Here is a 24865-nt window from a genome sequence, read left to right on the forward strand (position 1 = left end):
TTTTATTCAACCTGATATAGGGATATGCTTTTGATTTGGGGTTCACCTATGGCGTTATCGATACGGAGCCTCAGTGCCTTTAGCTCTAGGTCATCGAATGCATGGATAAATTTATGTCCGATTACCGAACCCTCAAAGATCGTTTTCCAGCCGGTTGAAGTCTTCCCTTCTAGCAAAAATGCCCTGACCCGCTCGCCCTGACGGATGTCTTCCTGTAGGACAATGTGGTTGATCGTGGCCTTTTCTTTTAGTTTGATGATAAACTTGTTACCCGCTCCTGAAGTCTCTGCCAAAGGACTGCTGAATCGTCGTTTGATTTCATCACCCCACTCCTTCAGCCGCCTGACATCTGCTTCGGGCAGTAGACCTTCTGCATTTGGTGTCAGGCCAAGAATTAGCGAGGTATTATGACCCACGCTTTTGTAATACATATCCATTAGACGATCCAGCGGATAAATATACTTTTCGTGATTCGGCTCCCAAAACCACTCATGGCCGCCATTGAAACCACGTAGGGGTGCATCACTCATGGCTGGCATGTAGTATTTGCCATTGGGATCTCCTTCTTTGAGCAATTGAAAATCGTTTTTAAAAACGACCTCCCCATTGGTAGCGTGCGAGTAGGGAAATGGATAAGTACCCCAACTCGGATAAGGGACGGTGCCACTTTCACTACCTCCCCAGCGAATGTCTGCCCGTTGGGTGTTGTGGTAAAAAATGCCGTTAGGTTGGTTTCGCTCAAAAATGGACAGCACATCCGGCCCACCTACTTCGGGGCCGTGTGCACCACCATCAAACCAGATGATGGCCAGGTCACCATATCGGGAAGTAAGTTCCTCCACCATTCCCTCACACATCTTGTTGTAATAGGCTTGCCTGTTTTCGGCAAACGCATCGTCACCAAGCACTTTAAAGTCGTGCACACCAAAAAAGGAATTCCACCGAATACCGATATATATGCCCGGTTGGATACCGTGTTTTCGACAGGAATTCACAAAATCCCGGACGATATCCCCCTTTCCTTCCCGCCAATTGAGCGCCTTCAGCGAATAGGGATTGACATCACTTTGGTACAGTGCGAAACCGGTTTCGTGGGTAGCCGTCAAAATCGCCATTTTGAATCCTGCATCTGAAGCGGCCTTCACCCATTGATCGGTATCCAGACGGGTAGGATTAAAGATGTTGTAATCCGGGATTGGGGTGATCCGGTTTTTTGCCTGGTTATAATCCTTCCCGTCAAAGACATGTAAGTCGTAATGGAAAACGGCCACTAGTTCCGCATTTTGCCAGTCCAACTGGGCTTGGGTAGGGATGGGAGATTCGAACTGTGCCTGACCATCTACATAAAGTAGCATCAGACAGGCAGTAAAAAATATGATCAATGTTGATTTCATTCGGGTTATGCGCATTTTAAACAGGGGATTAATGGCGTAAGTAACAGATAGCTCAACGTATGCCCACCAATTTGGTGAATTCCTTGGATGAATAACCTATTTCTGATTGGAAGTCAGTTCAAATCGTACCAAATAGCATTCATGCCCGTTTGGAATCATGGATATTCCCCACTTCAACCCTTCCCCCACGACCACCGGCTGGGTGAGATCTGGGCGAAAAGCTCCGGGTGCTACGGCCCGCTTGGTTACTTTGGCATTCAGTTTATTGGACATGAAATCGATACCATCTGGTGCGTATTCAAAGGTTTCCGACAAGGAGGCAAAGGCACCGACCCCGGTACCCTGTGGCCATATCATCACCTCGTGGCTTCTTTCCAGTATAGCATCTCCAAATTTGGTATAGGGGCCTTCCGGGATTCTTGCATAGGCCACACCCATGGCTGTGTGAGCGGGACCACCTTGTCCACCGAGCAGGGACCTGCCCTTGTAATAAAGCCAGTACAATCCATTTCGGTACAGGAGAGCAGCATCGTCTACACGGTAGCTGTCAAACTTCTCCGGTTCCACGCTTACCTTTAAAATAGGTGCCCGGTCAATCCTTTTGAAGGGTCCTTCCGGGGAATCAGCAACAGCGACACCGATAGCGGTGATGTCACTGATGTTGTTGTTCTCAAACTCCCCATTGGCATTTCCTGGCGTAGGCTTTACACCGGTATAATATAGATAGTACTTATTATCGTAAACCAAAATATTTGGTGTAAAAACTGCTTGCGAATCCCATTGACCTGATTCGCCTACATCCAGCATTTGCCCCAGTTCTTTCCAAGTAAACCCCTCGTCTTCCGATTTGGCACACCAGACACTGGCGCCCCAGTAGCCCGCTCCCCAGTATTTGGGTTGGGCATCGGGGATTTTGGTATAGTATACGTAGTAAGTTTGGCCAACTTTGATCACATCGCTGGGATCCCTTCGAGTAACTCCCTTTTCGAATCCTATGCCTTGGATAGCTGTAAATTTGTACTCAACAGCCTTGAGATCGTCTTGACTATCTTGGGCTTGGATAGCATTTAGGGAGACAAAAAAGAGTATGAAATAGCAGATAACAGGGTTGGCGTTCATTTTCAATTAGGTTAATTTTTCAAGTTTCTCTTTAATGTTGTTTTTGGCTCCACCTCAAAGGGCTCCATGCCCTAATTAGCCGATGGATATACAGGTAGATACTAACTATATTTCGAAACGAGTGGCCAACAATAAAATAGCAAGCAGCCAGGTTCAAAAACCTGACTGCTTGGAAGATCTCCTGCCTTTCCGGGAGCAATTAATCGGGGGCAGTTTTATTGCGTCACGATCCGAATGACCCATTCGCGTCTAGTGCCATCTGCAGAAATTAGTCTGTAGACGAATTCCCCGGACGAAAGGTCTGAAATAATACCTGCAGGAGGGGTATCTCCCACAGGTTCTACGCGCATGCTCTGGTGATTGATGATGATTCCTGCACGGGTAAGGTCAGCGTTTGCAGGTACCCGAACAGTTGCTGTAAAGTTTTCATTTTCGATTACCGCATTACCCGTAGAAATAATGAGGCGTCGGCGTGCCGGAGTAAGTTCCCCACTTTCATAAAACTCCTGAACCTCGTGGTCGGCGGCTTGAAGGGTAAATACGTTCGCGTTTGTTACAAAGGCCGTATCACCCCACTGTCCTTCATCGAAATCAATCCTGGGTTCGCAGGAAAATAGCATTCCTCCAAGGACGAAAATATAGGCAATTATTAGATGCTTTTTCATATGTCTTTAATTTGTTTCTAATCGGTCATATCGAATCCCTACCGGCAGGCAGGTCGCATGTAGGTTAGTGGTCCCACTGTGTGTTACTTGCTTCATACCTACCTGTCCGGTAGGCAGGCTCGATTTCCAAATTATAAGTATTAAGCTGTTCAAAGATTGTTAGAACCATCCGGGGTTTTGTGTTAACTCATACCCGGCGTCGGCATACACCTCGATTTCATTTCTTGGGATGGGGGAAAGGTATACACGGCTTGGCTCTATGAAGTAACCTTCTCCATCTTCCCGGAAATCAGGATTCCTAAAAAATGGATTGATACGACCATCGCTGAAGGTACTGAAATTTTCACCCATTCTTAACTGCCACACTCCCGTATTGGCTGGATTGATTCCATCCTCGGCTAATGCAACGGGATCGTTGTAGTAATCGACAAATTCCTGAAAATGGGCACCTTTTGGCTTCCATTGGTTGATTACATCGTGGAAGATCGCCCATCGCTTTAAGTCACGCTGTCGGTGTCCTTCAAAGGCCAATTCTACCACCCGCTCCCTGCGAATTTCATTGACGATGTTTGACTCCGATGGCTCGAAACCGTCCGTTGCAGCATATTGGATTGGCCAAGTATTGATATCTGCCAATGACATGGGAGCCATACCTACCCGCGCTCGAAGCAGGTTGACTGTTTTGTCCAAATCTCCCTGATTAATGGTGCCCAAAATGGCCTTTGCTTCTGCGAGAGCCAGCAATCCCTCCGCATAGCGAATCAATACCTCGTCCGTCGAACCATTTCTCCATTCATTTTCATTCATGATGGCTCCTTTCCACCTGCGAATACCGGTAGAGGTAAAATTATTGGAGAACACATTATTCAGTTGCGGATACCTTAATGGCAAGGGAGTTGGAGTGGTTTGGTAACCGGGAATTCGCTGATGAGGTCCGCGGTCAGGTGTCCAGATGGTCTGTCTAAATCGGGGATCGAGGTTTTCACCCAGACTATTTAGGCTGATAAAATCAATGGGCAAACCAGATAGTTGCTGGGGAGTACCCTCTTTATCCAAATAAGTGCTTACCAGTTTCCAGCTAATCGCTTGTGCGTTATCAACCACCAAATCGTAGAAATTATGACCCACGATTTCATTTACATCGTATATACGGTATAGAAACACGCCCTGAGAAGAGGAAGCATCCTGTTGCGAAAACAGCTGGTTGTAGGGCTCATTAAAAGGGCCTCCATTGGTAAACAGGGCGGTACCCTGACGATCGATCAATTGCTGAATGGTAGGTTCTACCATTTGTAAAAATTGACTACCGTCTTGGCCAGTCACCGCAAATGGGGTGCTCTTTGCACCATGGTAACGCTCCCAAGTGCCCTCAAATAAGGCGACACGAGCCTTCATAACCAAAGCAGCCTCCTTGGTAACCCGTCCGGATGTAGCGAAGGTTGAATTTTTCCAGCCAAGATTTACAATAGCAGAATCCAGATCCTGAATGATAAATCGAGCCACGTCAGACCTCGGATCTCTGGCTTTAAACAATCGTTCACTGTCCGTCGTGAGCACCTCTGTATAAATCGGTACGTCTCCGTAGCGCTCCAAGAGGTTCATATACACCCAAGCTCTAAAAAAGTAGGCTTCTCCGGTGTACTGATTCGACTCAGGGTTCACGGCCACACGTCTGGCGTTATTGATCAAATAGTTGATTTGTCGTATCCAGCTAAAGCTGCCATTCCAACTTCCATCTGTGGCCGGTGCCTCACCCGAGGCTCCTCGTTGAAATAAAAATCCCGAGGGAGCGGTGCCTACTTGCAAGTCAGTATTGGCATCTAACAAGTTGTTCTGTGCACCATTGCCCTGCCCCTGAAAATGATATCTGGGCAATAGCCTGTAAAAACCGTTTGCCATTACTTTTAAATCATTCGGGCTTGTAAAGTAGGTAGCATCCGTCATTGCATCCAGAGGATACCTTTCCAAAAAGTCCTCCATGCAGCTAGAGATTAACATTGCCATTGGAATGATCAATGTCCAACTATATTTTATTAGCGATTTCATAGTTAATGTCAGTTAGTTAGATGCCTATGTTTATGCCCATCGAGATTTGGCGTTGCGGAGGATATCCTGCACCTCCATATCTGGCGATGATCTCAGGTTCGTACCTGAAATTGGATTTATAATAGATCATCCCTAGGTTTTCTGCACTGGTATATACATATACCTTGCTCAGCTTCGCCCTTTCAATAAGGGCCTTGGGTAGATTATACCCTATGCGCAGGTTTTGAACGCGTAGGTGGGCCAAATTTTCTAAGTATTGATCGGTGGCGGGATAGGTTTTGAAGGAGTGCCTTGGGAAATAGTTATCCGGCGTTTCCGCTGTCCAGGTACCTAACTCACGATGACTGGTAAACCATTTTGAATTCCAGATATCGTGTCCTGCAGGTCTGACATGAAAATTGCCCGAAAAAGCAATCCATTGGGGCACCCCGGTGAATGTAACGGAGAGATCAATGCCGTTCCAATTGGCCTGTAGGTTCATTCCGTACCGATAACGCCCGTAATTGTAGCCTGCCATCACTTGGTCGCCTCTGGCATACCATCTGCCGCCTTCTCCGGCATTAATTTGTCCATCCCCATTCAAATCTTTAATCATCAAATCTCCGGGATAGTACCAAGCTGCCCCTTGGGGTACATTGGCTTCTACATCGGCAATATTCTGGGCGATACCATTTGACTCATAAATCCAAACCTGGCCAAATACCTCACCCGGCGTCCAGGTTCCATTTCTCAGTCCGGTGATATTTTCGTCGTATTCGACTACATAACCGATGTAATCGGCGATATTGAATCTGGCGGAATAATTGAACGGACGGCCTGCTATACTGCCTGTATTTCTCCATTTCATTGAAAATTCCCAACCTCTCGTTTCACTCACCGAGTTATTGACACTTGGCAAGCCCGTTCCAATCGTCTGGGGTAAAACTTTGGCCGGTCCAGGTTGATTATAGATCGTTCGCTGATACCAGTCATAGGTCAGCTCAAGTCTATTCTGCAACGCCGTGACATCTAACCCAAAACCCATGGTTTGAGGTGAAGACCAAGTAAGGTCTGAACTAACCAGAGGAGGCATAAACACCATATTGGGCTTCATTCCACCAAGCAGTACATCGCCAAGTCCAATCCCGGTTCCCATGGTTGGCAGGTACAGGTAATTGCCCTGACCGGGATCTCCAGAGGATGTATAGGCTGCTCTGATTTTAAAGGCATCCACTTTGTTGATGGACCAAAAATTTTCTTCTGCGATATTCCAAGCTCCGGAAACGGAGGGAAAGAAAGACCACCGAATGTCTGCCGGAAATTTGGAATGCGCATCATACCGTCCGTTAAATTCGATGAAATACTTTTCCGCATAGTTGTAAGCCATCCTTCCAAATACACCTTGCGTTGCCCAATGACTTAATGCATCATCAACAACCGGATTGGGATTGAATGTCGTGCTGATACTTGGCACCGAGTTGGTGTATAAATCCCTGCCCGTTCCGGATAGCTGGGAGAAGTTGTTGTATTCTTCCTGGTATCCAACCAAGGCATTGATGGAGTGCTTGCCTAGCTGCGTATTGTAGTCGGCCACGATATCTGCCGTATGATAATTGGTGAAGTTCATTTGTCGCAACACACTGCTTTGTTGTGCAGATCTTGCGGAGTTACGGATGCTCCCATTTGCCTCTTCCACTAAAATCACAAACGTGTTCCGTTCCAGGTGAGAGCTAAGATTTCTCCAGGTATAATTTCCACGAATATTAAAGCCTTTAAATGGTTTTAAGGTAAACCCACCGGTAAGCGTCGTTTCGTTCCGTTGGTTGGATTGGTCACCGCCCTCGCCCCGGAGCGAAGGGCCACTGCTCAAAAAGGAGGGGCTACCGTTTGGATTTAGGTCATTCCAGTTCGGAAGTGATGCAGAGGCATTCGTCCAAATATCATTGTAATTGGGTCCACCTCCTCGATAGTTTGGCGCCTGTTCGTCTGTCCGCACATAGTTCATACTCATTCGGAGACTTAGCCATTCTGTTGCATCCGTATTCACTTTTAAAAGTGCATTGTACCTGTTCAATCTATCGTCAGCACCACGAATGATTCCTTGGGACTCATTATAGCCAAGACCCACGTAATATCCTGTGCTATTGCTCCCTCCGGAAACACTCGCATTGTGCTGTTGGCTCGGTATGGAGTTTTTGTACATCAGGCCAAACCAATCGCTGTTTCCGTTCATGTCCCAATGGGCTCCATAGGTACCATTTCCGGTTACAATATTATTGGGAATCAATCCAGCGCCGTGATCCCTCATCCGTTGTATCGCCTCCTCGGTATAAATAGGGGCCTGTAGCGAGTTCCGGTATTGCTCGTTGATCTTTTCAGCGTATTCCCAAGAATTGGCCCATTGCGGCATGCCGATAGGTGATCCGATACTATAATTACCGCTGTAATTGACCTGCATTTTATCCCCTTTTTTTCCTCCTTTGGTGGTAATTAGGATAACACCGGAAGGCGCTCTGGAACCATAGATGGCTGAAGCTGCGGCATCTTTCAAAACCGTGACAGATTCTACGTCATTGGGGTTTACATCGCTCATAACGCGTTCCACGCCGTCCACCAGAACCAAGGGACCACCTGTTTGCCCGAAGCCTGTAAAACCACGAATGTTGAAATTTGACTCCTGAGCAGGTCCACCATTTACCGGGGTAACGTACAAACCGGCTACAGCACCCTGCAACGCCTCAGACAAGCGGTTAATCGGTCTGTTCTCGATTAGCTCACTGCCTATTTGCTCTACTGCCGCGGTTAGGTGGGATTTCTTCTGGGTTCCAAAACCTACCACCACCACTTCATCCATTTGTGTCATGTCCTCCGTGAGGGTGATTTCCAACTCAGTTTGGTTACCTACAACGATCTCCCGTGTGATAAATCCCAAAAAGGACACCACAATCACTCCGCCATCTGGCACCTCCAAATTAAATTTGCCATCTATGTCGGTTGAAGTGCCTCTGCTGGTACCCTTAATAAGAATGGCTGCTCCAGGAATAGGATTTCCCTCCGCATCCACTACTTTTCCCGTCACAATGGACGCCTCCACCGGCATCGATGCTGATAAGAGCATTCTTTCGCTTAGGTCAGCAACACCCGCTGCCGCCCCCTCACATATCAGTAGCAAGGCCGCCATACCCAAAAAGGCGCTTCGGAACCACGACCGACATGTTACAAGTAAATTTTCAAGCATAATATTTGTGTATTTAGGTTTATAATTAGCAAATTTTACGTGCACCGGCAGCTACAGCACCGCTAGCCGAAATAAGGCGTTCACGCCCGTGTTGCTGATTGGATGTGGGGTATTAGCCCAAATACCACAGCTACGGTAAATGACAGCAATTAAATTTAGGTCATATGCCCAATATTAGAAATAATAGGTCATAAGACCTAATTTTTGCCAAAATTTTAGTAAAAATTTTGCTGAGTGGACGCCGACGTCAAAAATCAGTAAGACAAAGCCTTCTTTTCCAATACATAATCCTTAAAATCGGAGCTAAGGCCTGGTTCCTGTGGCGTCAGGTACTTACCACCAATTACCTGCGCAGGATATTTAAAATAGCCTTTCAAATGAGGTATGTATTCCAATAAAAGTGCCGGGTGTCCAAGACCGATATGATTAAACAGTACCAAATGCTGGTGTATCTGTCCCATATCACCCACATGGGGGACTACCGGAATGCCATATTTTCGAGAAAGTAGGCTTATTAGCAGAAACTCCGAAATACCTCCTACCCGTACGGCATCCACCTGATTGAAGGACATGCAACCGGACTGAATAAAATTCTTGAACAATACTTTATTCGGTACATGTTCTCCCAAGGCAATGGGAATCGAAATCTCTTTGGAGAGGGTAACATGTGCCTGAATATCATCTGGATGGGTAGGTTCCTCGATCCAATAAGGGTTAATATCCTGAAGCTGCTGACAAATCGCTATTGCTTTGGGAAGTGACCATTGCTGATTGGCATCCAACATGATCGTCGCATCGGGCCCCGCTGCATGGCGTACCAGCTCAGCCCTACGGATATCCCGGTCGGGATTCGATGAACCAACTTTCAATTTTATGGCACCAAAACCTTGGTCAATCGAGCGCCGGATGTTGTCAGCGACTTGCTCGTCAGTGTAGTTAAACCAGCCGATGGACGTATCGTATCCCGGGTAGCCCTGCTTCAGAATTCCCATACGGTCAGCCCGTCCTTGCGCTTCGTCCTTTAACAGGGAAATTGCCTCTTGTCGGGGCAAAATATCTTCGAAGTAGGAAAAGTCCAGCGTATCGGCGAGCGCTTCTGGAGAGAGCTCAATCAACAATTTCCATAAGGGTTGGCTTCTTGATTTTGCCCAAAGATCAAAACAGGCGTTGACCACCGAGGCAAGGGCAAGGTGAACGACTCCCTTATGCGGCCCTAACCACCTGAGGTTGGGATCATCGGCCATTTTTTTGTAGGTGACTCCAAATTCAGCCATGAGTTCATTTATCTCCCTACCAACCACATGCCGTACCAAATAGTCGATGGCACCACATACCAGCTTGTTGCCGGCGCCTAAGGTCAGTGCCATGCCAACGCCTTCTACATGAACGTCGGTATCCAATCTACACAGTGCGTAGGCATAGATCGGTGTAGAATGGACGGCGTCAGAGCCGGCTCCGTTTTCCAATTCAAACTGGACATCCTGGGACCGTCCCGATTTGATAACAATTGATTTCATATTTGGCTAATTATTTTTCAAGATTGCAGCAGCCTAATCGTCAATCGTACAATTAGTCTGCATGCAATGGTTTATCTCCTACTATGTTTCTCCAGGGGGACAGCCCCTAACTCATTTGATTCATACAGTCTTTCGACCAACTTCATGGTTTGATATGCATCCTCTACGCCATTCGGAAATGCGGAGTTGGAGTTTTGAAGGTGGAATTGCAATGATGCCATGGGGCCTATAAATGCATGGGGGAACCAATCACCGATCAAGGGAACTTCCTGCCAGCCCATTTCCGCTTCCTTCCTAGTATAGTATTTAAACTTGGAAGGCCTGCCCTTCGGGTAATCAAAGGAAGTCCCAATTTGTATTTTTATCGCACCTTCTGTTCCTTCAATCTTTAAGTAAGATTGCTGGTGATCGGGTCCATAATCGTGCCCGTGATTGGTCATAATCCGTGCCTGCCGGTAGGCACCATAGTCAAGGACGATGGTACTTCTTGTAGGGGCCAATTGCGCATGGTTTGGGTGTTTGATGGTGGATGCAAAAACACGTTTCGGTTCACCCCAAAAAGCCCTGACAGTATCTAGGTAATGGATACTATGGTACAAAATTTCCAACCTAGGTTTGGTTTTCAGAAATTCCCACAGCTCCCACGGCGTGTGTACGCAGATGTTAAACTCTACATCGAACGTTTCTCCGATCAGGCCCCTTTCCATCACATCCATGGCGGCTAATATATAGGGAGCATGGCGAAGCTGAAAATTGACCGCAGCTACCAAGGACTTTTGCCGGCAAAGCTGACGGATTTGCTCGGCTTCCTGTAAGGTTTCCCCCATGGGTTTTTGTAGTAACACAGCCGATCCATCCGGCAATTGCTTTAAAATACCCAAAATCTGATCGGCAGGCACTGCCACATCAAAGACTGCCCCGACATCCTTGGCTTTCTGAACCAACTGATCCAGCGAATCGAATGCGCACTGCGGCATTCCAACGGATTGCGCCAGCGATTTAGCCTTCTCGGGCATCAAGTCATACAGCCCCACGACGGGGAATTGAGCCAACGCATACGCCGGTAAGTGGGCATCGCGCACAATTCCACCTGCTCCTATAACAACAATAGGAAGCGGGTTTTCCGGGATTTCTGGGGCTTGATTAAAATGCATATATCCGAATAAATGAACGGTTTAGGTGCGTTATAATACCTTCTGTTTTAATAAAATACCCAATACAAGGCCAACATGATCGCTAGTAAGATCACACTCAGCAAATTCACCAGCCTGGAAGGGCTTTGCACCTTCACAAAGAAGGTAGGGGATACGTCCTGCACGTTTTTGTCAAAATAGGAAACAGAGACATAAAGTACGGCAGAAAAGACAAAGAAAAGGTAAGTTTGTTTTAGCCAGTTAATGTGTAATCCATCCGGCCTGGAAACATAGTTCAACCCTCCATTTATAGGGACGTACTTCTCGATCACAAATACACCTGCAGCAAATAAACTTCCAATCAAAAGCGTGTAAAACGCCGCATTTGCAGTACCCCGGGGCGATACCACTCCGAACAGAAAAACAGCCACGATGGAAGGGGCAAATATGGAAAACATTTGATTGATCAATTCGAATAGGGTTCCCAAGTTTCCCAAAAACGGGGACCACATCACGGCGGCAACCAAGACTATCAGTCCGGTAAACCTTCCTATGTATACTTTCTTCCTATCGGTAAGATGGGGCTTCAGCCTATCAAAGACATCGTAAACAATCAACGTGGAACAGCTATTAATAGCCGCTGCCACGCTGCTCATGACCGCAGCAAGCAGGGCCGCAACCATTAGACCTTTCAAGCCTACCGGCATTAGGTTGCTGATCATTAAGGGCAACACATTTTGGGTTTCATTTCCAATCTGCTCCCTGAATAAGGCAAAGGCCAAAATCCCGGGAACTACCATGAAAAAAACGGGAAGGATTTTCAGAAAGCCGGCAAATAAAGCGCCGAGCTTGGCCTGCTTTTCAGAACGGGCACCTAAGACCCGCTGTACAATTGTTTGGTCCGTACACCAATACCAAAGGCCCAAAATCAAGTACCCGAACAACATGTCACTAAATGTGAATCCGGTTTTGGCAGCATCGAAACTAACTATTTTCAACCGGTCGGGATCTACGACCGCTTTAAGCTCCTCGTAAGAAGTAATTCCCATCTCCGGCAAGCGAAGGATGGCAAGTACTGTAATGGTAATCGATCCAGCGATTAATATGATTGTCTGAACCGTTTCTGTGATGACCACGGAGGTCAGTCCACCAACTATGGTATAGATTCCGGTGGCAAGGGCAATTAGAACTATGGATACTGGCACGCTAAGTCCAAAAACATTTTCAAAAACCACCGCGCCTGCGTATAAACTCACGCCAATGTGCATGAATAGTGCTGCGAGTATACTGAAAATAGCCAACAACACCCTCGATCGCGCGTCATAGCGTAATTCCAAAAACTGTGGGAGCGTAGTAATTTTGGTTCTCAAGTAAAAAGGCACAAAAACAAAGGCTAGGAGCAGGAGTTCAATTACCGAAAACCATTCGAAATTTCCCCAAACGATCCCATCGGTAAATCCTGATTCAGCCAATCCAACCAAATGGACGGTGGAAATATTAGAAGCAAAAAGAGATGCACCAATTACCGCCCAGGACAAGGATTTTCCAGCCAAAAAATAGCCGTGACTGGTCGCCGTTCCTTTGCGGACAGAAATCAATCCTATGGCGACTATACCAATAAGATAGCCTATGACGACGAGCAGGTCTATAAGTCCAATTGAATTCATGTCAAACTTGTTGTTCGATTTTTTGCATTTGCATTGCCTTGCATAGCATTGGAGAGGAAGCTTGTATAGAAAAGGAGTTTATATTTCTAAAAAACCATTCTGTCCAACCATCTGTAATATGCACCTCGGTACATATCGCCAAACCAACTCCCCAAAAATAGAACAAATAGGTCAAAAGACCTAATCTTTAATAATTGCCGTAAAAATCGGGTAGGCTAGCAGCCCCAAGCTTCCTTGAGGGCTATGACACGTTGTGGTGGTTTTCACCCCACGGAGGCAATCTCTAAGCACCTTAGGGGGGGCTAGTCCCGCCATTTTCAAATGGTGTTTACAATGATAATAGTTGCCGGTAAAGCATTTCCGGCCAGGTCTTTTTCACGCAAAGACGCAAAGGCGCCAAGACGCAAAGAAAATAGGGGTGAATTCGTCTCCCTCATTACGAGACCCAATCAAAAATAGCTTTAGCAAAGGCTTCTAATCACGGCAGGGGAGTTAGCCCTGATAGCTTAATAGAAAATACCAGGTCGAGTGCAATCTCAAAGGGGCAGAGCCCTGAAATCTTCAAACGAGGTGTCGTCCACCTCGAGCACCGCAACGGCACCGTGGTCCGGCAGCTTAGGGTTGACTAGATACCGAATAGGAAAAATCTCCCCAGACTATGGTTGGGGAGATTTAATTGTTTAAGGGAGACTATAGTTGACCTTATAGCCACTTTTTATAACTAGAATCGAATTCATGCGACACCAAGATAAAGATTCCATTCTTTCGGAATAATATTTGGGAATTGAAGGTAATAATTTATTGATTAAAGCCACTAGCCGAAGCATTCAATACACCCTATTGTCAATTTGGATCTAACGAAGAATTATAGTCATTTTATTCTTGCTCTCCGTCTTTGTGAGGTTCTTGGCTAGTGTGAATCACATTTAAAATCGCTATATGATCCTCTTGAACCTGAAAAATTATGCGATAACTCCATCTAAAAAATCTCCTAATGTTGCCAGGATTGTTCAGGTAAAATTCATCCAACTGGTATTTGTCAGGGCCTAGGGCCAAATCCTTGGTAGATCGTATGATTTCTCGTCTTACATTATCGGCGGCACTTTTAGAGTCTAATTTTATCCAATCATAATGATTAGCTCAATCTTAGCTTTATCAGACCAATTAACCTTTTTATATTTATTTAATTTTACCAAGTCTCTGATTCTTTCTCAACCTCATCTACTGAAGAAAACTTCCCCGCTTTAATTTGCTGGATGGCTTCGTCAATGGAGTTTATATAGTCCCTTAAATCCATCGGAGAGTATTTTGACTTTGTGTCCTTTAACAACGCATACAAGGCCTCAAGTTTATCTTGGTCATCGATTGATTCAATGGTTTGATGTAGCCTTAACTTTAATTCTGATATGCTCATTCCTTTTTTTTAAGGTAAATATAATAAGATTTTTTCAATGTGCCAGTAGGCACGACCGATTTAAAAACCGCCGGTTTCAACCGACGGATGTAGGAGGTAAACTTCCCCAAATCCCGTGGGGACGACCGATATAACCTTGGTGAGTATCGGCCGTCCCGATGGGACTTTCACCATTCATTCCGAACCTAATCCATGGGTTGAAACTCATGGTTACTATGTCGGCCCCTGCTATGCAGCTTTTTATTAAACCGGAAAGCCATTTTTCGAAACACGATACATAAGAGAAAGATGATAGTGAGCCTGCCTGAGGCAGACTGGTATGACTGAGGCCGTCGGGATGGAGTGAGGAAAATGCCAGATTGTGAGATGATTGTTGAGCATGCGCCAACACTATCTGATCTAGGCGCACCACGATTATGATAAAATCAACAAACACATTAGTAAATTATAAATTCAGTACCGCCTGGTAACAAAGACACCTCTATCCGCTCGCTGCGCTTTCATCTCGATCTCTCCGATAAAAAAGGTTCACGCAGAGGCGCCAAGACGCAAAGAAAATAGGGGTGAATTCTTCTCCCTCATTACGAGACCCAATCAAAAATACCTGTAGGAAAGTCTTCTAATCACGCCAGGGGCGTTAGCCCTGAGATCTTATTAGAAAATACCAGGTCGAGTGCAAACTCAAAGGGGCAGAGCCCTGACATCTTCATACGGTGTCCTCTAAGATAATCCAGGATATCGCTGCCCCACCATTGCCTTCGTTGCGGGAAATAATTCCCCTGGAATTCCTACCCTTTTCGTATTTGATAAATGGCCGCATTCGGGCGGCATAATTGAAATTAGCCTTTGGCAACTGCACTTGGACTTTGTATGTCATTTGCCGGTTTAGATTTTCCAATACCAAACTTTTTTCCTTCACCTTGTAGCATTTTGCTGATCAATTACGTCTTGAAAAAAAATCGTAATTAATTTGTATAATTAAAGCATAAACTTTAATTTAGTTGATCTAAAAACTATATTAAGTTAACGTAATTTTTATTAATTGTAAAGAGTGTTTTATTTAAATGGTATACCTATGAAGCGTATTGAGAACTTTAATTTCAAATGGATTTTTTTAGTGGGAATTGTTATTCTATTTAATTCATGTACTGAAACGGAAGAGGAGCCCATTAAAACGGAAATACCTGTCGATACATATTGGATGTACTCAAGTAGCTGTTTGATGGATTTTGAAGAGAATTTCTTAAATCAGCAATCCATTCGTATCGCAGACAGGGAAGGCTTGGAAGTCATCAATTCCTGCTCTGACGAATTTCCGGAAATAGATTTTGATAATTTTTTCCTTTTAGTTACTAGGATTGAATCTACGCAATTTCCGGTGTTTAGAGGTCAAGGGTTATTTTTAAAAAATGATATTGAACTCGTGTATGAAATAAGTGTAAATATTTCAGATTTTCAAACTGTAGGTATTATTTATTGCTTTGGAGTCATTCCCAACGATTTTTCTCAAAATGAAATTAAAGTCCAAGTTTATGAAAATTAAAATTTTGCTCTTATTCTTCTTTCTCTCAATTAACCTAGTAGAATATTCTTACTCTCAAGAAACGTACTTTTACTACTCAGGTGATAAGAAAATCCCATTGAATGAACTTCCCGAAAAAGTTTATGTAAAATTTGAAGGAAAAGTTGATGAAAATAAACTTAATCAATTGGGTTTTGCTTCAAGAGAAACAATTCAGTTTGAAAATGAAAACAGTTTCGGAGCAATAAATGCCATTAATCGGGATGTCGCATATTCTTATGCAATTGTGTCTTCCAATCAATCCGCCATTAAAAATATAAGCAACGATCATTATACAATGCCGTTTTTTAGTATCGATTCCAATATCGAGGTAGGCATCTCCCATTTATTTACGGTTAGGCTAAAATCTAGTACTGATTTTGCGCTATTGGATTCAATAGCCAACGCAAATAATGTAAAGATAGTTGGAAACCATACTTTCAGGCCCTTGTGGTATACGTTGTCTTGTGATATTGGTTCGAAAGGAAATGCTTTGCAAATGGCAAATACATTTTATGAAACTAAGTTATTCCAATTTGCTATTCCGGATATTATGGAAGACATAGAGTTTTTAGGACTTCTTCCACCTCCTTCAGATCCCCTGTTTTCCACTCAATGGAATTTCTTGAATACCGGACAGTCGGGAGGAACACCAAATGCAGATATTAATATCACAGGAGCCTGGGATATTACCAAAGGTGCCAGCAATATAGTTGTAGCAATACTTGACTTGGGTCTACAATCCAACCATCCCGACCTCACTAATATAAGCCCGATAAGCTACGATGCAGATTTGGGACAGTCTCCCGCATACTGCTGTTTACAACATGGGATGGTTGTCGGAGGAATAGTTGGGGCAGACCATAATTCCGATGGAATTGCTGGAACTAGCCCTGATTCTCCGTTAATGTCCATAACTAATTCAAATGTTTCTAGCCCATCGATCAGGAAGAAATGGGCAGATGCCATTGATTTCGCATGGCTAAACGGGGCCTCGATTATTAATTGTTCTTGGGGTTTTTACGTTGACTATCCAGAAATTGAGGAAGCAATCGATAATGCTACTTCGCTAGGACGGGGTAATAAAGGGGCTATAGTAGTAGCAGCTAGTGGTAAACATAATCTAAACGAATTAAAATATCCTGCTGCTTATCCTAAAACTATTGCTGTAGGAGCCACTGATAGGAATGACCAAAAATCTACTTTTTCAAATTACGGAAGTGGACTGGATATTGTAGCACCTGGAACAGATATTCCTACTTTGAATTAAAATCCCAACCCAATAAACAACCCAAGTCAAAATTATACAGTTGCAGACGGTGTATCATTGGCAGTGCCTCAAGTATCAGGCATAGTTTCCCTGATACTTTCCTTGAACAACGACTTCACCTACTTAGAAGTTGCGGATATATTAAGAAAATCGGCGCAAAAGGTGGGTGGGTACACTTATACGCTCGGCCAAGGGCATGTTTCCAACTTAAGTTGGAATATTCAAATGGGATTTGGCAGGGTTGATGCTTGCAAAGCATTAATTGAATCGTTTAAAATGAAAGCTGCAATAACCGGCCCCGACCGCATCTTTACCACAAACACAAACTTCACGCTACAAAACGTACCTGCCGGGCAGACGGTAAGCTGGGCCGTATCTCCTACGCATTTATTCCCCACTACCGGACGAAGCGGCACCGGTGCCACCGCCGCACTTCGGGCAATGCACAGTAGCAGCAGCGGACTGGCTACGCTCACCTACACCATAGATACCGGCTGCGGGGAATTTCAGGTGCAGAAGCAGATCTGGGTGGGCGTACCCGACACCGGCATGCAAGTGGACGCCAACTATTATCCCATCTGTATGAACGAATACACCTACATCAACGCCTTTTACGATCCGTACAACACCAATCCTGCCGGAAATAAGGCAAGCGATATTACCAACTTTATCTGGGAGCAGCCCTCAGGGGTATCCTGCTTTACGGCAGGTACTAAAAACGAAGTGCTGGCCTGCTGGTTTACCAATCCGGACAATTATATCGTCCGGGTACGGGCCGTCAACTCCTGCGGACAGGGGGCGCTGAGGACGGTACATTTCAACGTCGATTCCTGGGGATGTTCCTACTTCTCCGTGGGCATCAACCCCAATCCGGCGAACGGCAACGTGACCATAGCACTTACCGAAACACCACTGGACGATGCGGCCAAATCGGTCCTGCAAGCTGAAAATAAAGGAAGCAGGGAATTCCAACAGTACAGCTTCAACACCCCGCCCCACCGCATACGGGTAGTTGATATCGTGGGCGCCGAAAGACTGTGCGTGGAGAATGTGCCCGAGGGCAACAGCTATCAACTGGACATCAACCACCTCACGCCGGGCATCTACATCGTCCACCTGGAGCACCGCAACGGCACCGTGGTCCGGCAGCTTAGGGTGGAGTAAAGACCGTCCCTAAAGCAGATGGCAAAGAGGGACCATGCTACGGTATTCACTAGGACTTGCAGTTACCGAAGACACCTCTATCCGCTCGCTGCGCTGTCATCTCGGTCTCTCCGATAAAAAAGGTTCACGCAGAGGAGCAAAGAAAAATGGATGGGATATATTCGCTGCTCTGCTAAAAAATAGTAAAATACGAAGGCCTTTGCCCATTCCGTAGAATGAACAAAGGCCTGTTTAATCAATCGGGCCAAGCCACTGGGATTACCGTATTTACTGGAAGAAAAGGTAGTTCCCTTTGGCTATCAACGCATCGGCTATTTCCCGGCGAAGTTCCTTTACATTGACAGCTTCCATTTTGGTAAACCGCTTCAACCCCATCAGTAGAACCTTTTGTTCATCTCCTAAAAGAAATGAATTGATAGCTTCTTTTCCGGCGGTCTGAATTTTTTCCACTGCCTCAAAAAGGTAAACCTGGGTGGCAGCCTGCTGAATCCGGGTTTGCGCTACGCCCCTTTGCGAAATAAGCTTCTCTGTGCGGAGCACGGCCGATTCGGCTGCATAGATTTCAATCATGATATCCGCGAGGTTCATCATAATCTCCTGCTCGCTGTCGATCTTGGCACCCAAGACCTGTGCGGCCCTTCCTCCTACCATGAGAAACACCTTCTTCAGTTTATTGAGCACGTCCTTCTCGGCCGCCATGGGCTGCGAAGTGTCCACCTGCTCAAAGCTGGGCACCGCCTTCAGCTCCTCTCCTACGGCCATGGCAGGGCCCATCAGATTAATCTCCCCCTTCAGGGCACGTTTCAGCAACATCCCTACCATCAGGATGCGGTTAATCTCATTGGTTCCTTCGTATATTCTGGAAATTCGGGCGTCGCGGTAAGCTCTTTCCATCGGTGCATCTGCCGAGTAGCCCATGCCTCCATATACCTGCACGCCCTGATCTACTACATAATCGAGTACTTCGGAACCATGCACCTTGGCTATCGCACATTCGATCGCAAACTGCTCCAGTCCCTTTAGCTTTGCCTCGGCATCACTCAAGCCCTCGGCTGCCAAAGCTGCCATGCGGTCTTCCACATCCTGACCCGCCCGGTAGCACAGGGCTTCGCAGGCATAGGTTCGTACCGCCATCTCTGCAAGTTTTTGTTTGATAGCTCCGAAGGTATTGATGCTCACGCCAAACTGTTTGCGCTCGCCGGCATAGCGTATAGCATTGCCCAGGACGGTCCTGCAGCCACCCAACACACCGGCTCCCAACTTAATTCGCCCAATGTTCAGGATATTGACAGCGATCTTAAAACCGTTGCCACGTTCGGAAAGCAGGTTTTCCACGGGCACCTTGCAGTCGTTGAAGAAAACCTGCCGGGTGGAAGATCCCTTGATGCCCATTTTTTTCTCTTCCTCGTTCATGGTGATTCCGCCAAAGGTTTTCTCCACGATAAAGGCTGAAAGGTATTTGTCATCCTCAATACGGGCAAATACGATGAACAGATCCGCAAAGCCTCCATTGGAGATCCACATCTTCTGTCCATTGATCAGGTAATGTTTTCCATCTTCGGTGAGGGTTGCCTTCGTTTTCCCGGAATTTGCGTCAGATCCGGCGTCCGGCTCGGTAAGGCAATAGCAGGCTGCCCACTCCGCATTGGCGAGCTTGGGCAGGTACTTTTGCTTTTGTTCCTCCGTGCCGTAGTAGAGAATGGGCAGTGTACCTATTCCGGTATGGGCACCGTAGGTGGTGGAAAAAGATCCCGCCGAGCCTATGATATCGGCAATCAACATAGAGGTATTGAAACTCATACCCAAGCCGCCATATTCCTCCGGCACCGAGATACCTAGTAAACCTAGTTCACCCGCCTTTTTCAAAATACCCGGAACTAAGTCCGGATCCTTCATGCCATCTATGGCTTCTGCCTTGGGCATGATTTCCATATCCACAAAATCCTGGCACGCCTGTGCCATCATCAGCTGCTCCTCGCTAAATTCCTCCGGAATAAATACATCCGCAGCCTTGGTTTCTTTGATGAGGAATTCTCCTCCGTTTATTGGGGTTTTCATTTGGTCTAGTAGTTAGACGTGAGATATGAGAATTTTAGAAATTAGATATAAGACGATGAGATATCTGTTTCTTTATCCTATTTCACGTCGTTTATTTTGAATTAACTTAAAGATCATCTTTTGAAGCTGACTAACTTCACTGCTTAACATTTCAAATTCTGTTTCGGATAGATAACCAACCCTATTTGCTATTATCAATTGGGTTTCGAGCTCGTTTAAAGATGCATAGGAAATGTTTAGAAAATGAAGAAACCACCGTTCAGAACTTCTCCCAGAGCCTTCTGCGATATTAGATGGAACAGAAACGGAAGAACGCCTAATCTGCAGACTTAAACCAAACCGTTCCTTTTCCGGAAAGGAATCAGTTATTCTATAGATTAAAGCTGCTAGCTCGATGCCTCTTTTCCATATTTCTAAATCCTTGTGCCGGTGCATGGCGGAACTATCCTAAAATCTAATCATCTCAAATCTCCTATCTAACCGTCTATCTCAACAACTCCACCACACCTGCAACACCTTGGCCGCCTCCTACGCAGGCGGTGACGAGACCATATTTTCCGTTTCGGCGTCTTAGTTCGTTGATGATCTGCACGGTGAGCTTGGCACCGGTACATCCGAGCGGATGGCCCAGGGCCACGGCGCCGCCGTTTACATTGACGATATCTTCGTTCATGTCAAGGGCTCGGATCACCGCCAAGGCTTGGGTGGCAAAAGCTTCGTTGAGCTCGATAAGGTCGATATCATTCAGGGTCAATCCTGCCTGCTTCAACGCCTTGGGTACTGCCTCTTTGGGACCAATACCCATAATTCTAGGCTCCACGCCGGCCACACTGTAAGACACCAAACGCGCCACAGGCTCCAGGTCGAGTTCTTTCACCATCCGCTCTGACATGACCATCACAAAGGCCGCTCCATCGGAAGTTTGGGAGGAATTGCCGGCAGTTACTTGCCCGCCTTGCTTGAATGCTGGCTTCAGGTTTGCCAACACATCCAGCGTGGTACCGGCACGGGGCCCTTCATCGGTATCCACGGTAAAGGATCGGGTTTTTCGCTTCTGATTTTGGTCCAGGTACGTTTCTTCTACGGTCACGGGAACGATCTCGTCCTTGAATCTACCCTCCTTGATTGCCGCTAATGCTCTTTCGTGGGAGCGTACAGAAAAACGATCCGCATCCTCGCGGGTGATGTTGTAATCCTTTGCGAGCTCCTCCGCTGTGAGGCCCATGCTCAGGTAATAATCGGGGTTTTTGGATGCTATGTCCCAGTTGAGGGCTGTGCGGTATCCCATCATGGGCAGCATGGACATGGACTCCGTGCCTCCAGCAATGATGCAATCGGCCATGCCGGATCTTATTTTTGCCGTTGCCAAGGCGATGGCTTCGATTCCGGATCCGCAATAGCGGTTCATCACAACTCCGGGGACATCCTTGCCCAAGGCTAGCAGTGCGATCATACGTCCCATCTGCATGCCCTGTTCTGCCTCCGGAATGGCATTGCCCACAATCAGGTCGTCTACCTGCTGCGGAGCTACCTGGGGCACCTTTTCCATCAAAAACCTGATCACATCCGAGGCCAGATCGTCCGGGCGGTAAAAGCGGAAACCTCCCTTCTTGGCCTTTCCTACTGCTGATCTATATCCATTTACAATATATGCTTCCATCTTTTTTCAGTTATTGGGGTTAAAAACATGCTGATTTTCTCCTTAAATACATCAGTTTCTGAGGGGTTTGCCCTTAAAGAGTATGCTATGAATGCGCTCAAGTGTCTTCTGTTCTCCTGTTAAACTCAAGAAGGCCTCTCTTTCCAAGTCCAATAAATACTGCTCACTGACCTCCGTGGCACTGGATAGATCGCCACCGCTCATGACATAGGCCAACTTTCGGGCGATCTTGGCGTCGTGATCAGAGATATAGGATCCGTAGATCATGCCCGTGATCCCTGCCTCAAACAACGCAAGAGACGTCTTTCCGAGCACTTTGATGTTGGTCTGCTGTATGGGTCGGGTATAACCCTGTTCATAGAGCGAGAGCACCCGCGATTTAGCTTCGGCCAACTGTCGTTTACGGTTGAGTGTAATCGCATCTTTTGCCTCCAAATAACCTAGGCTACGTGCCTCCTCAGCGGATGTAGACACCTTTGCCATGGCAATATTCATAAATATCTCCTGCAAACGGTTCAGTTCGACGTCTCCTGGTACGATCCCATTGGCAAAGCGTCGGGTCATTTCCTTGGTTCCACCGCCAGCAGGAATCAGTCCTACTCCCACTTCCACCAAACCCATATACAATTCCGCATGGGCTTGGATAGCATCCGCGTGCAGGGACATTTCGCATCCCCCGCCAAGTGCCATATTATGGGGTGCCACCACCACCGGCACGTCTGAATAGCGCACGCGCATCATGGTATTCTGAAACTGCGCTATCATCAGGTTGATCTCATCATACTCCTGATCCCCGGCAAACATGTACAGCATGGCAAGATTCGCTCCCGCCGAAAAATTGCCCCCTTCGTTTCCTATCACCAAGCCCTTGTAATTCTTTTCAGCCATGGAGATCGCGGTGTTTATTCCTTGCACAACCTCTGCACCGAGGGAATTCATTTTAGTATGGAATTCCAATAAAAGCACTTCATCTCCCATGTCATAGACCGTAGCACCTTCATTGTCCCATACTTTTTTATTACCGCCTTTTAGCGTGTCGATCAATATGAAATCTCCCTGGCCCGGTATTTCCCGGTACGATTTGGATGGGATGTCGTAATAGTTTCTCTTTCCGTCCACCACTTTGTAAAAAGAGTCATTTCCTGCATCCAACATGTCATATACCCAATCTGCGGGCTTATGACCGGCTTTCTCCATGTTGGTGACGGTTTCTTTTACTCCCAATATGTCCCAGTTTTCAAAGGGGCCGTATTCCCAGCCAAAACCGGCACTTACGGCCTGGTCGATGCGATAGAGCTCATCGGCAATCTCTGGAATTCGGAAGGAGCAATACCTGAACAAATCATAAAAGGTTTCCCTGAAAAACTCCCCTGATCGATCGTTGTAGTTTACCAAAAACCGGATACGCTCTTTGAGGTTCTCGATCGGTTTGGCTTCATCCAGCGATTTTAGCCTCGGCTTATCGGCTGCTTTGTATTGCATGGTCTGAAGGTCTATTTCCATCAGTTCCTTGCTGCCATCCTTGTGCCGAATCATCTTGAAGTATCCTTGGCCCGTTTTGTCCCCCAACCACTTGTTTTCATGGAGTACTTTCATGCTATTAGGAAGTTCAAAACGATCTCTGGATTCATCGTGGGAGAGCACCTGCTTTAAATTAGTAGCTACATTTACCGTAGTATCGAGACCTACTACATCCATGGTGCGAAAGGTGGCCGATTTGGCCCTGCCGATGACGGTACCTGTGAGTTTATCGACCTCAGATACGCCCATACCTAGTTTCTCAATCGTATGGATAGCGGAAATGATGGAATACACACCGATCCTATTCGCAATAAAAGCCGGAGTATCTTTACACAACACGGTTTCCTTTCCCAAAAAGCGGTCACCATATCCCATCAGAAAATCAACGATCTTCGGATCGGTTTTAGGACCGGGAATGATCTCCAACAAACGGAGGTACCGGGGCGGGTTGAAAAAGTGGGTTCCTGCAAAGTGCACCTGGAAATCCTCCGATCGGCCTTTACACATCAATTGCATGGGAATACCAGACGTATTGGAAGTAATGAGCGTGCCCAGCTTTCGATGCTGTTCTACCTTTTCAAATAAAGCCTGCTTGATTTCCAGTTTCTCCACCACGACCTCTATCACCCAATCGCACGCTTTGATTTTGGGCAGATCATCTTCGAGGTTGCCAGTAGCTATCCTTGAAGCAAAGGCTGTGTCATAAATCGGAGATGGTTTTGATTTAAGGGCATTTTGCAAAGCCTCGTTTACTATGCGGTTCCTTACCTCCTTGTCTTCCAGGCTGCGACCCTTTTTCTGCTCTTGTTCGGTTAGCTCGCGTGGCACAATATCCAATAGAAGTACCGGCACCCCGATATTAGCAAAGTGGCAGGCTATTCTGGAACCCATCACGCCAGATCCTAAAACGGCTACTTTTTGAATGATTCTGTTCATAAGCTGTATTTCGGTTTATTATTAAAATTCATGTCTTTGATTCTGAAGTATTACTTCATTGATTTTTTGGAAAATTCTGAAAAAACTGTTTGACTCGCTCTCCGTCAATGCCTTTTGCAACTTTAGGTTAAAATCCATCACAGTCTCTACGGATTTTGCCTTTTTTGCCCTACCCAGTTCCGTTAAGAATATACGCACAGAACGACGGTCCAAGGGATCGGGCCTCCTTTCAATGAGTCCCTTTTCTTCCATACTCTTTAATACCCTCGTAAGACTTCTAGTTTCCAGACCTAGCATAGGTGCTATTTTGGTTGCCGGTGTTCCCTCTTTTGAATGAATATTGATCAAGACATATCCTATAGAAGCAGTAATATCCTCTTGGGCCGCTTTTTGGTTGTACATTCTGGATATCGAATGCCAACAGGACTTTATCTGGAAATCATAAGTCTCCTCTTTCTTCATCTGATTAGTATACGTAATTTCTGCATGGACTACCTAAATTTAGTCAAAAAGTTATGCATGC

19 protein-coding genes are annotated in these 24865 nt (G+C 46.1%); 3 read left to right on the top strand and 16 right to left on the bottom strand.

What is annotated here, in order from left to right:
- Nucleotides 1-2: 2 nt before the first annotated feature.
- From IAQ59_RS12555 to IAQ59_RS12605, 11 genes are all read right to left on the bottom strand, one after another.
- The gene (locus IAQ59_RS12555; protein ID WP_209331164.1) at nt 3-1394 is read right to left on the bottom strand and encodes an alpha-L-fucosidase; all 1392 of its coding nucleotides are present in this window, start codon (nt 1392-1394) and stop codon (nt 3-5) included.
- Nucleotides 1395-1490: 96 nt separating this feature from the next.
- On the bottom strand, nt 1491-2513 hold the full coding sequence (locus tag IAQ59_RS12560) for a family 43 glycosylhydrolase (protein WP_209331165.1): 1023 nt from the start codon (nt 2511-2513) through the stop codon (nt 1491-1493).
- A gap of 215 nt (nt 2514-2728) precedes the next feature.
- A complete protein-coding gene (locus IAQ59_RS12565) occupies nt 2729-3178 on the bottom strand; it encodes a DUF5018-related domain-containing protein (RefSeq protein WP_209331166.1) in 450 nt (149 codons plus the stop codon).
- A gap of 159 nt (nt 3179-3337) precedes the next feature.
- Nucleotides 3338-5224: a RagB/SusD family nutrient uptake outer membrane protein gene (locus tag IAQ59_RS12570; protein WP_209331167.1), complete on the bottom strand. Its 1887-nt coding sequence runs from the start codon at nt 5222-5224 to the stop codon at nt 3338-3340.
- Nucleotides 5225-5240: 16 nt separating this feature from the next.
- Nucleotides 5241-8384, bottom strand: a complete 3144-nt coding sequence (locus IAQ59_RS12575; protein ID WP_209331168.1) for a SusC/RagA family TonB-linked outer membrane protein — start codon at nt 8382-8384, stop codon at nt 5241-5243.
- Between the two features lie 311 nt (nt 8385-8695).
- Nucleotides 8696-9958, bottom strand: coding sequence for an enolase C-terminal domain-like protein (locus tag IAQ59_RS12580; protein ID WP_209331169.1), 1263 nt, complete (start codon nt 9956-9958; stop codon nt 8696-8698).
- Between the two features lie 71 nt (nt 9959-10029).
- Nucleotides 10030-11112, bottom strand: coding sequence for a Gfo/Idh/MocA family protein (locus IAQ59_RS12585; protein ID WP_209331170.1), 1083 nt, complete (start codon nt 11110-11112; stop codon nt 10030-10032).
- A 47-nt stretch (nt 11113-11159) separates the two neighbouring features.
- On the bottom strand, nt 11160-12758 hold the full coding sequence (locus IAQ59_RS12590; protein WP_209331171.1) for a sodium:solute symporter family transporter: 1599 nt from the start codon (nt 12756-12758) through the stop codon (nt 11160-11162).
- 876 nt (nt 12759-13634) lie between these two features.
- Entirely contained in the window at nt 13635-13880 is a 246-nt protein-coding gene (locus IAQ59_RS22770; protein ID WP_209331269.1) for a type II toxin-antitoxin system RelE/ParE family toxin, read from the bottom strand.
- A 67-nt stretch (nt 13881-13947) separates the two neighbouring features.
- Nucleotides 13948-14172 (bottom strand): hypothetical protein, encoded by a 225-nt coding sequence (locus IAQ59_RS12600; protein ID WP_209331172.1) that lies wholly within the window; start codon nt 14170-14172, stop codon nt 13948-13950.
- A gap of 706 nt (nt 14173-14878) precedes the next feature.
- Nucleotides 14879-15091, bottom strand: coding sequence for a hypothetical protein (locus IAQ59_RS12605; protein ID WP_209331173.1), 213 nt, complete (start codon nt 15089-15091; stop codon nt 14879-14881).
- Nucleotides 15092-15247: 156 nt separating this feature from the next.
- Here IAQ59_RS12605 and IAQ59_RS12610 point away from each other — a divergent pair, with 156 nt between their 5' ends.
- From IAQ59_RS12610 to IAQ59_RS12620, 3 genes are all read left to right on the top strand, one after another.
- A complete protein-coding gene (locus IAQ59_RS12610; RefSeq protein WP_209331174.1) occupies nt 15248-15715 on the top strand; it encodes a hypothetical protein in 468 nt (155 codons plus the stop codon).
- Nucleotides 15705-17003, top strand: coding sequence for a S8 family serine peptidase (locus IAQ59_RS12615; protein ID WP_209331175.1), 1299 nt, complete (start codon nt 15705-15707; stop codon nt 17001-17003). The genes IAQ59_RS12610 and IAQ59_RS12615 overlap by 11 nt, the downstream gene beginning before the upstream one ends.
- A gap of 276 nt (nt 17004-17279) precedes the next feature.
- Complete coding sequence (locus IAQ59_RS12620; RefSeq protein WP_209331176.1) at nt 17280-18167, top strand: T9SS type A sorting domain-containing protein; 888 nt, start codon at nt 17280-17282, stop codon at nt 18165-18167.
- Nucleotides 18168-18434: 267 nt separating this feature from the next.
- Here IAQ59_RS12620 and IAQ59_RS12625 read toward each other — a convergent pair whose 3' ends face one another.
- From IAQ59_RS12625 to IAQ59_RS12645, 5 genes are all read right to left on the bottom strand, one after another.
- A complete protein-coding gene (locus tag IAQ59_RS12625) occupies nt 18435-20225 on the bottom strand; it encodes an acyl-CoA dehydrogenase family protein (RefSeq protein ID WP_209331177.1) in 1791 nt (596 codons plus the stop codon).
- A gap of 72 nt (nt 20226-20297) precedes the next feature.
- A complete protein-coding gene (locus IAQ59_RS12630) occupies nt 20298-20660 on the bottom strand; it encodes a four helix bundle protein (protein WP_209331178.1) in 363 nt (120 codons plus the stop codon).
- 49 nt (nt 20661-20709) lie between these two features.
- On the bottom strand, nt 20710-21885 hold the full coding sequence (locus tag IAQ59_RS12635) for a thiolase family protein (protein WP_209331179.1): 1176 nt from the start codon (nt 21883-21885) through the stop codon (nt 20710-20712).
- A gap of 51 nt (nt 21886-21936) precedes the next feature.
- On the bottom strand, nt 21937-24342 hold the full coding sequence (locus tag IAQ59_RS12640) for a 3-hydroxyacyl-CoA dehydrogenase/enoyl-CoA hydratase family protein (protein WP_209331180.1): 2406 nt from the start codon (nt 24340-24342) through the stop codon (nt 21937-21939).
- A 21-nt stretch (nt 24343-24363) separates the two neighbouring features.
- Nucleotides 24364-24804, bottom strand: a complete 441-nt coding sequence (locus tag IAQ59_RS12645) for a MarR family winged helix-turn-helix transcriptional regulator (RefSeq protein ID WP_209331181.1) — start codon at nt 24802-24804, stop codon at nt 24364-24366.
- Between the last annotated feature and the right edge of the window lie 61 nt (nt 24805-24865).

Source organism: Lunatimonas salinarum, assembly GCF_017811155.1.
Classification (GTDB): Bacteria; Bacteroidota; Bacteroidia; order Cytophagales; family Cyclobacteriaceae; genus Lunatimonas; species Lunatimonas salinarum.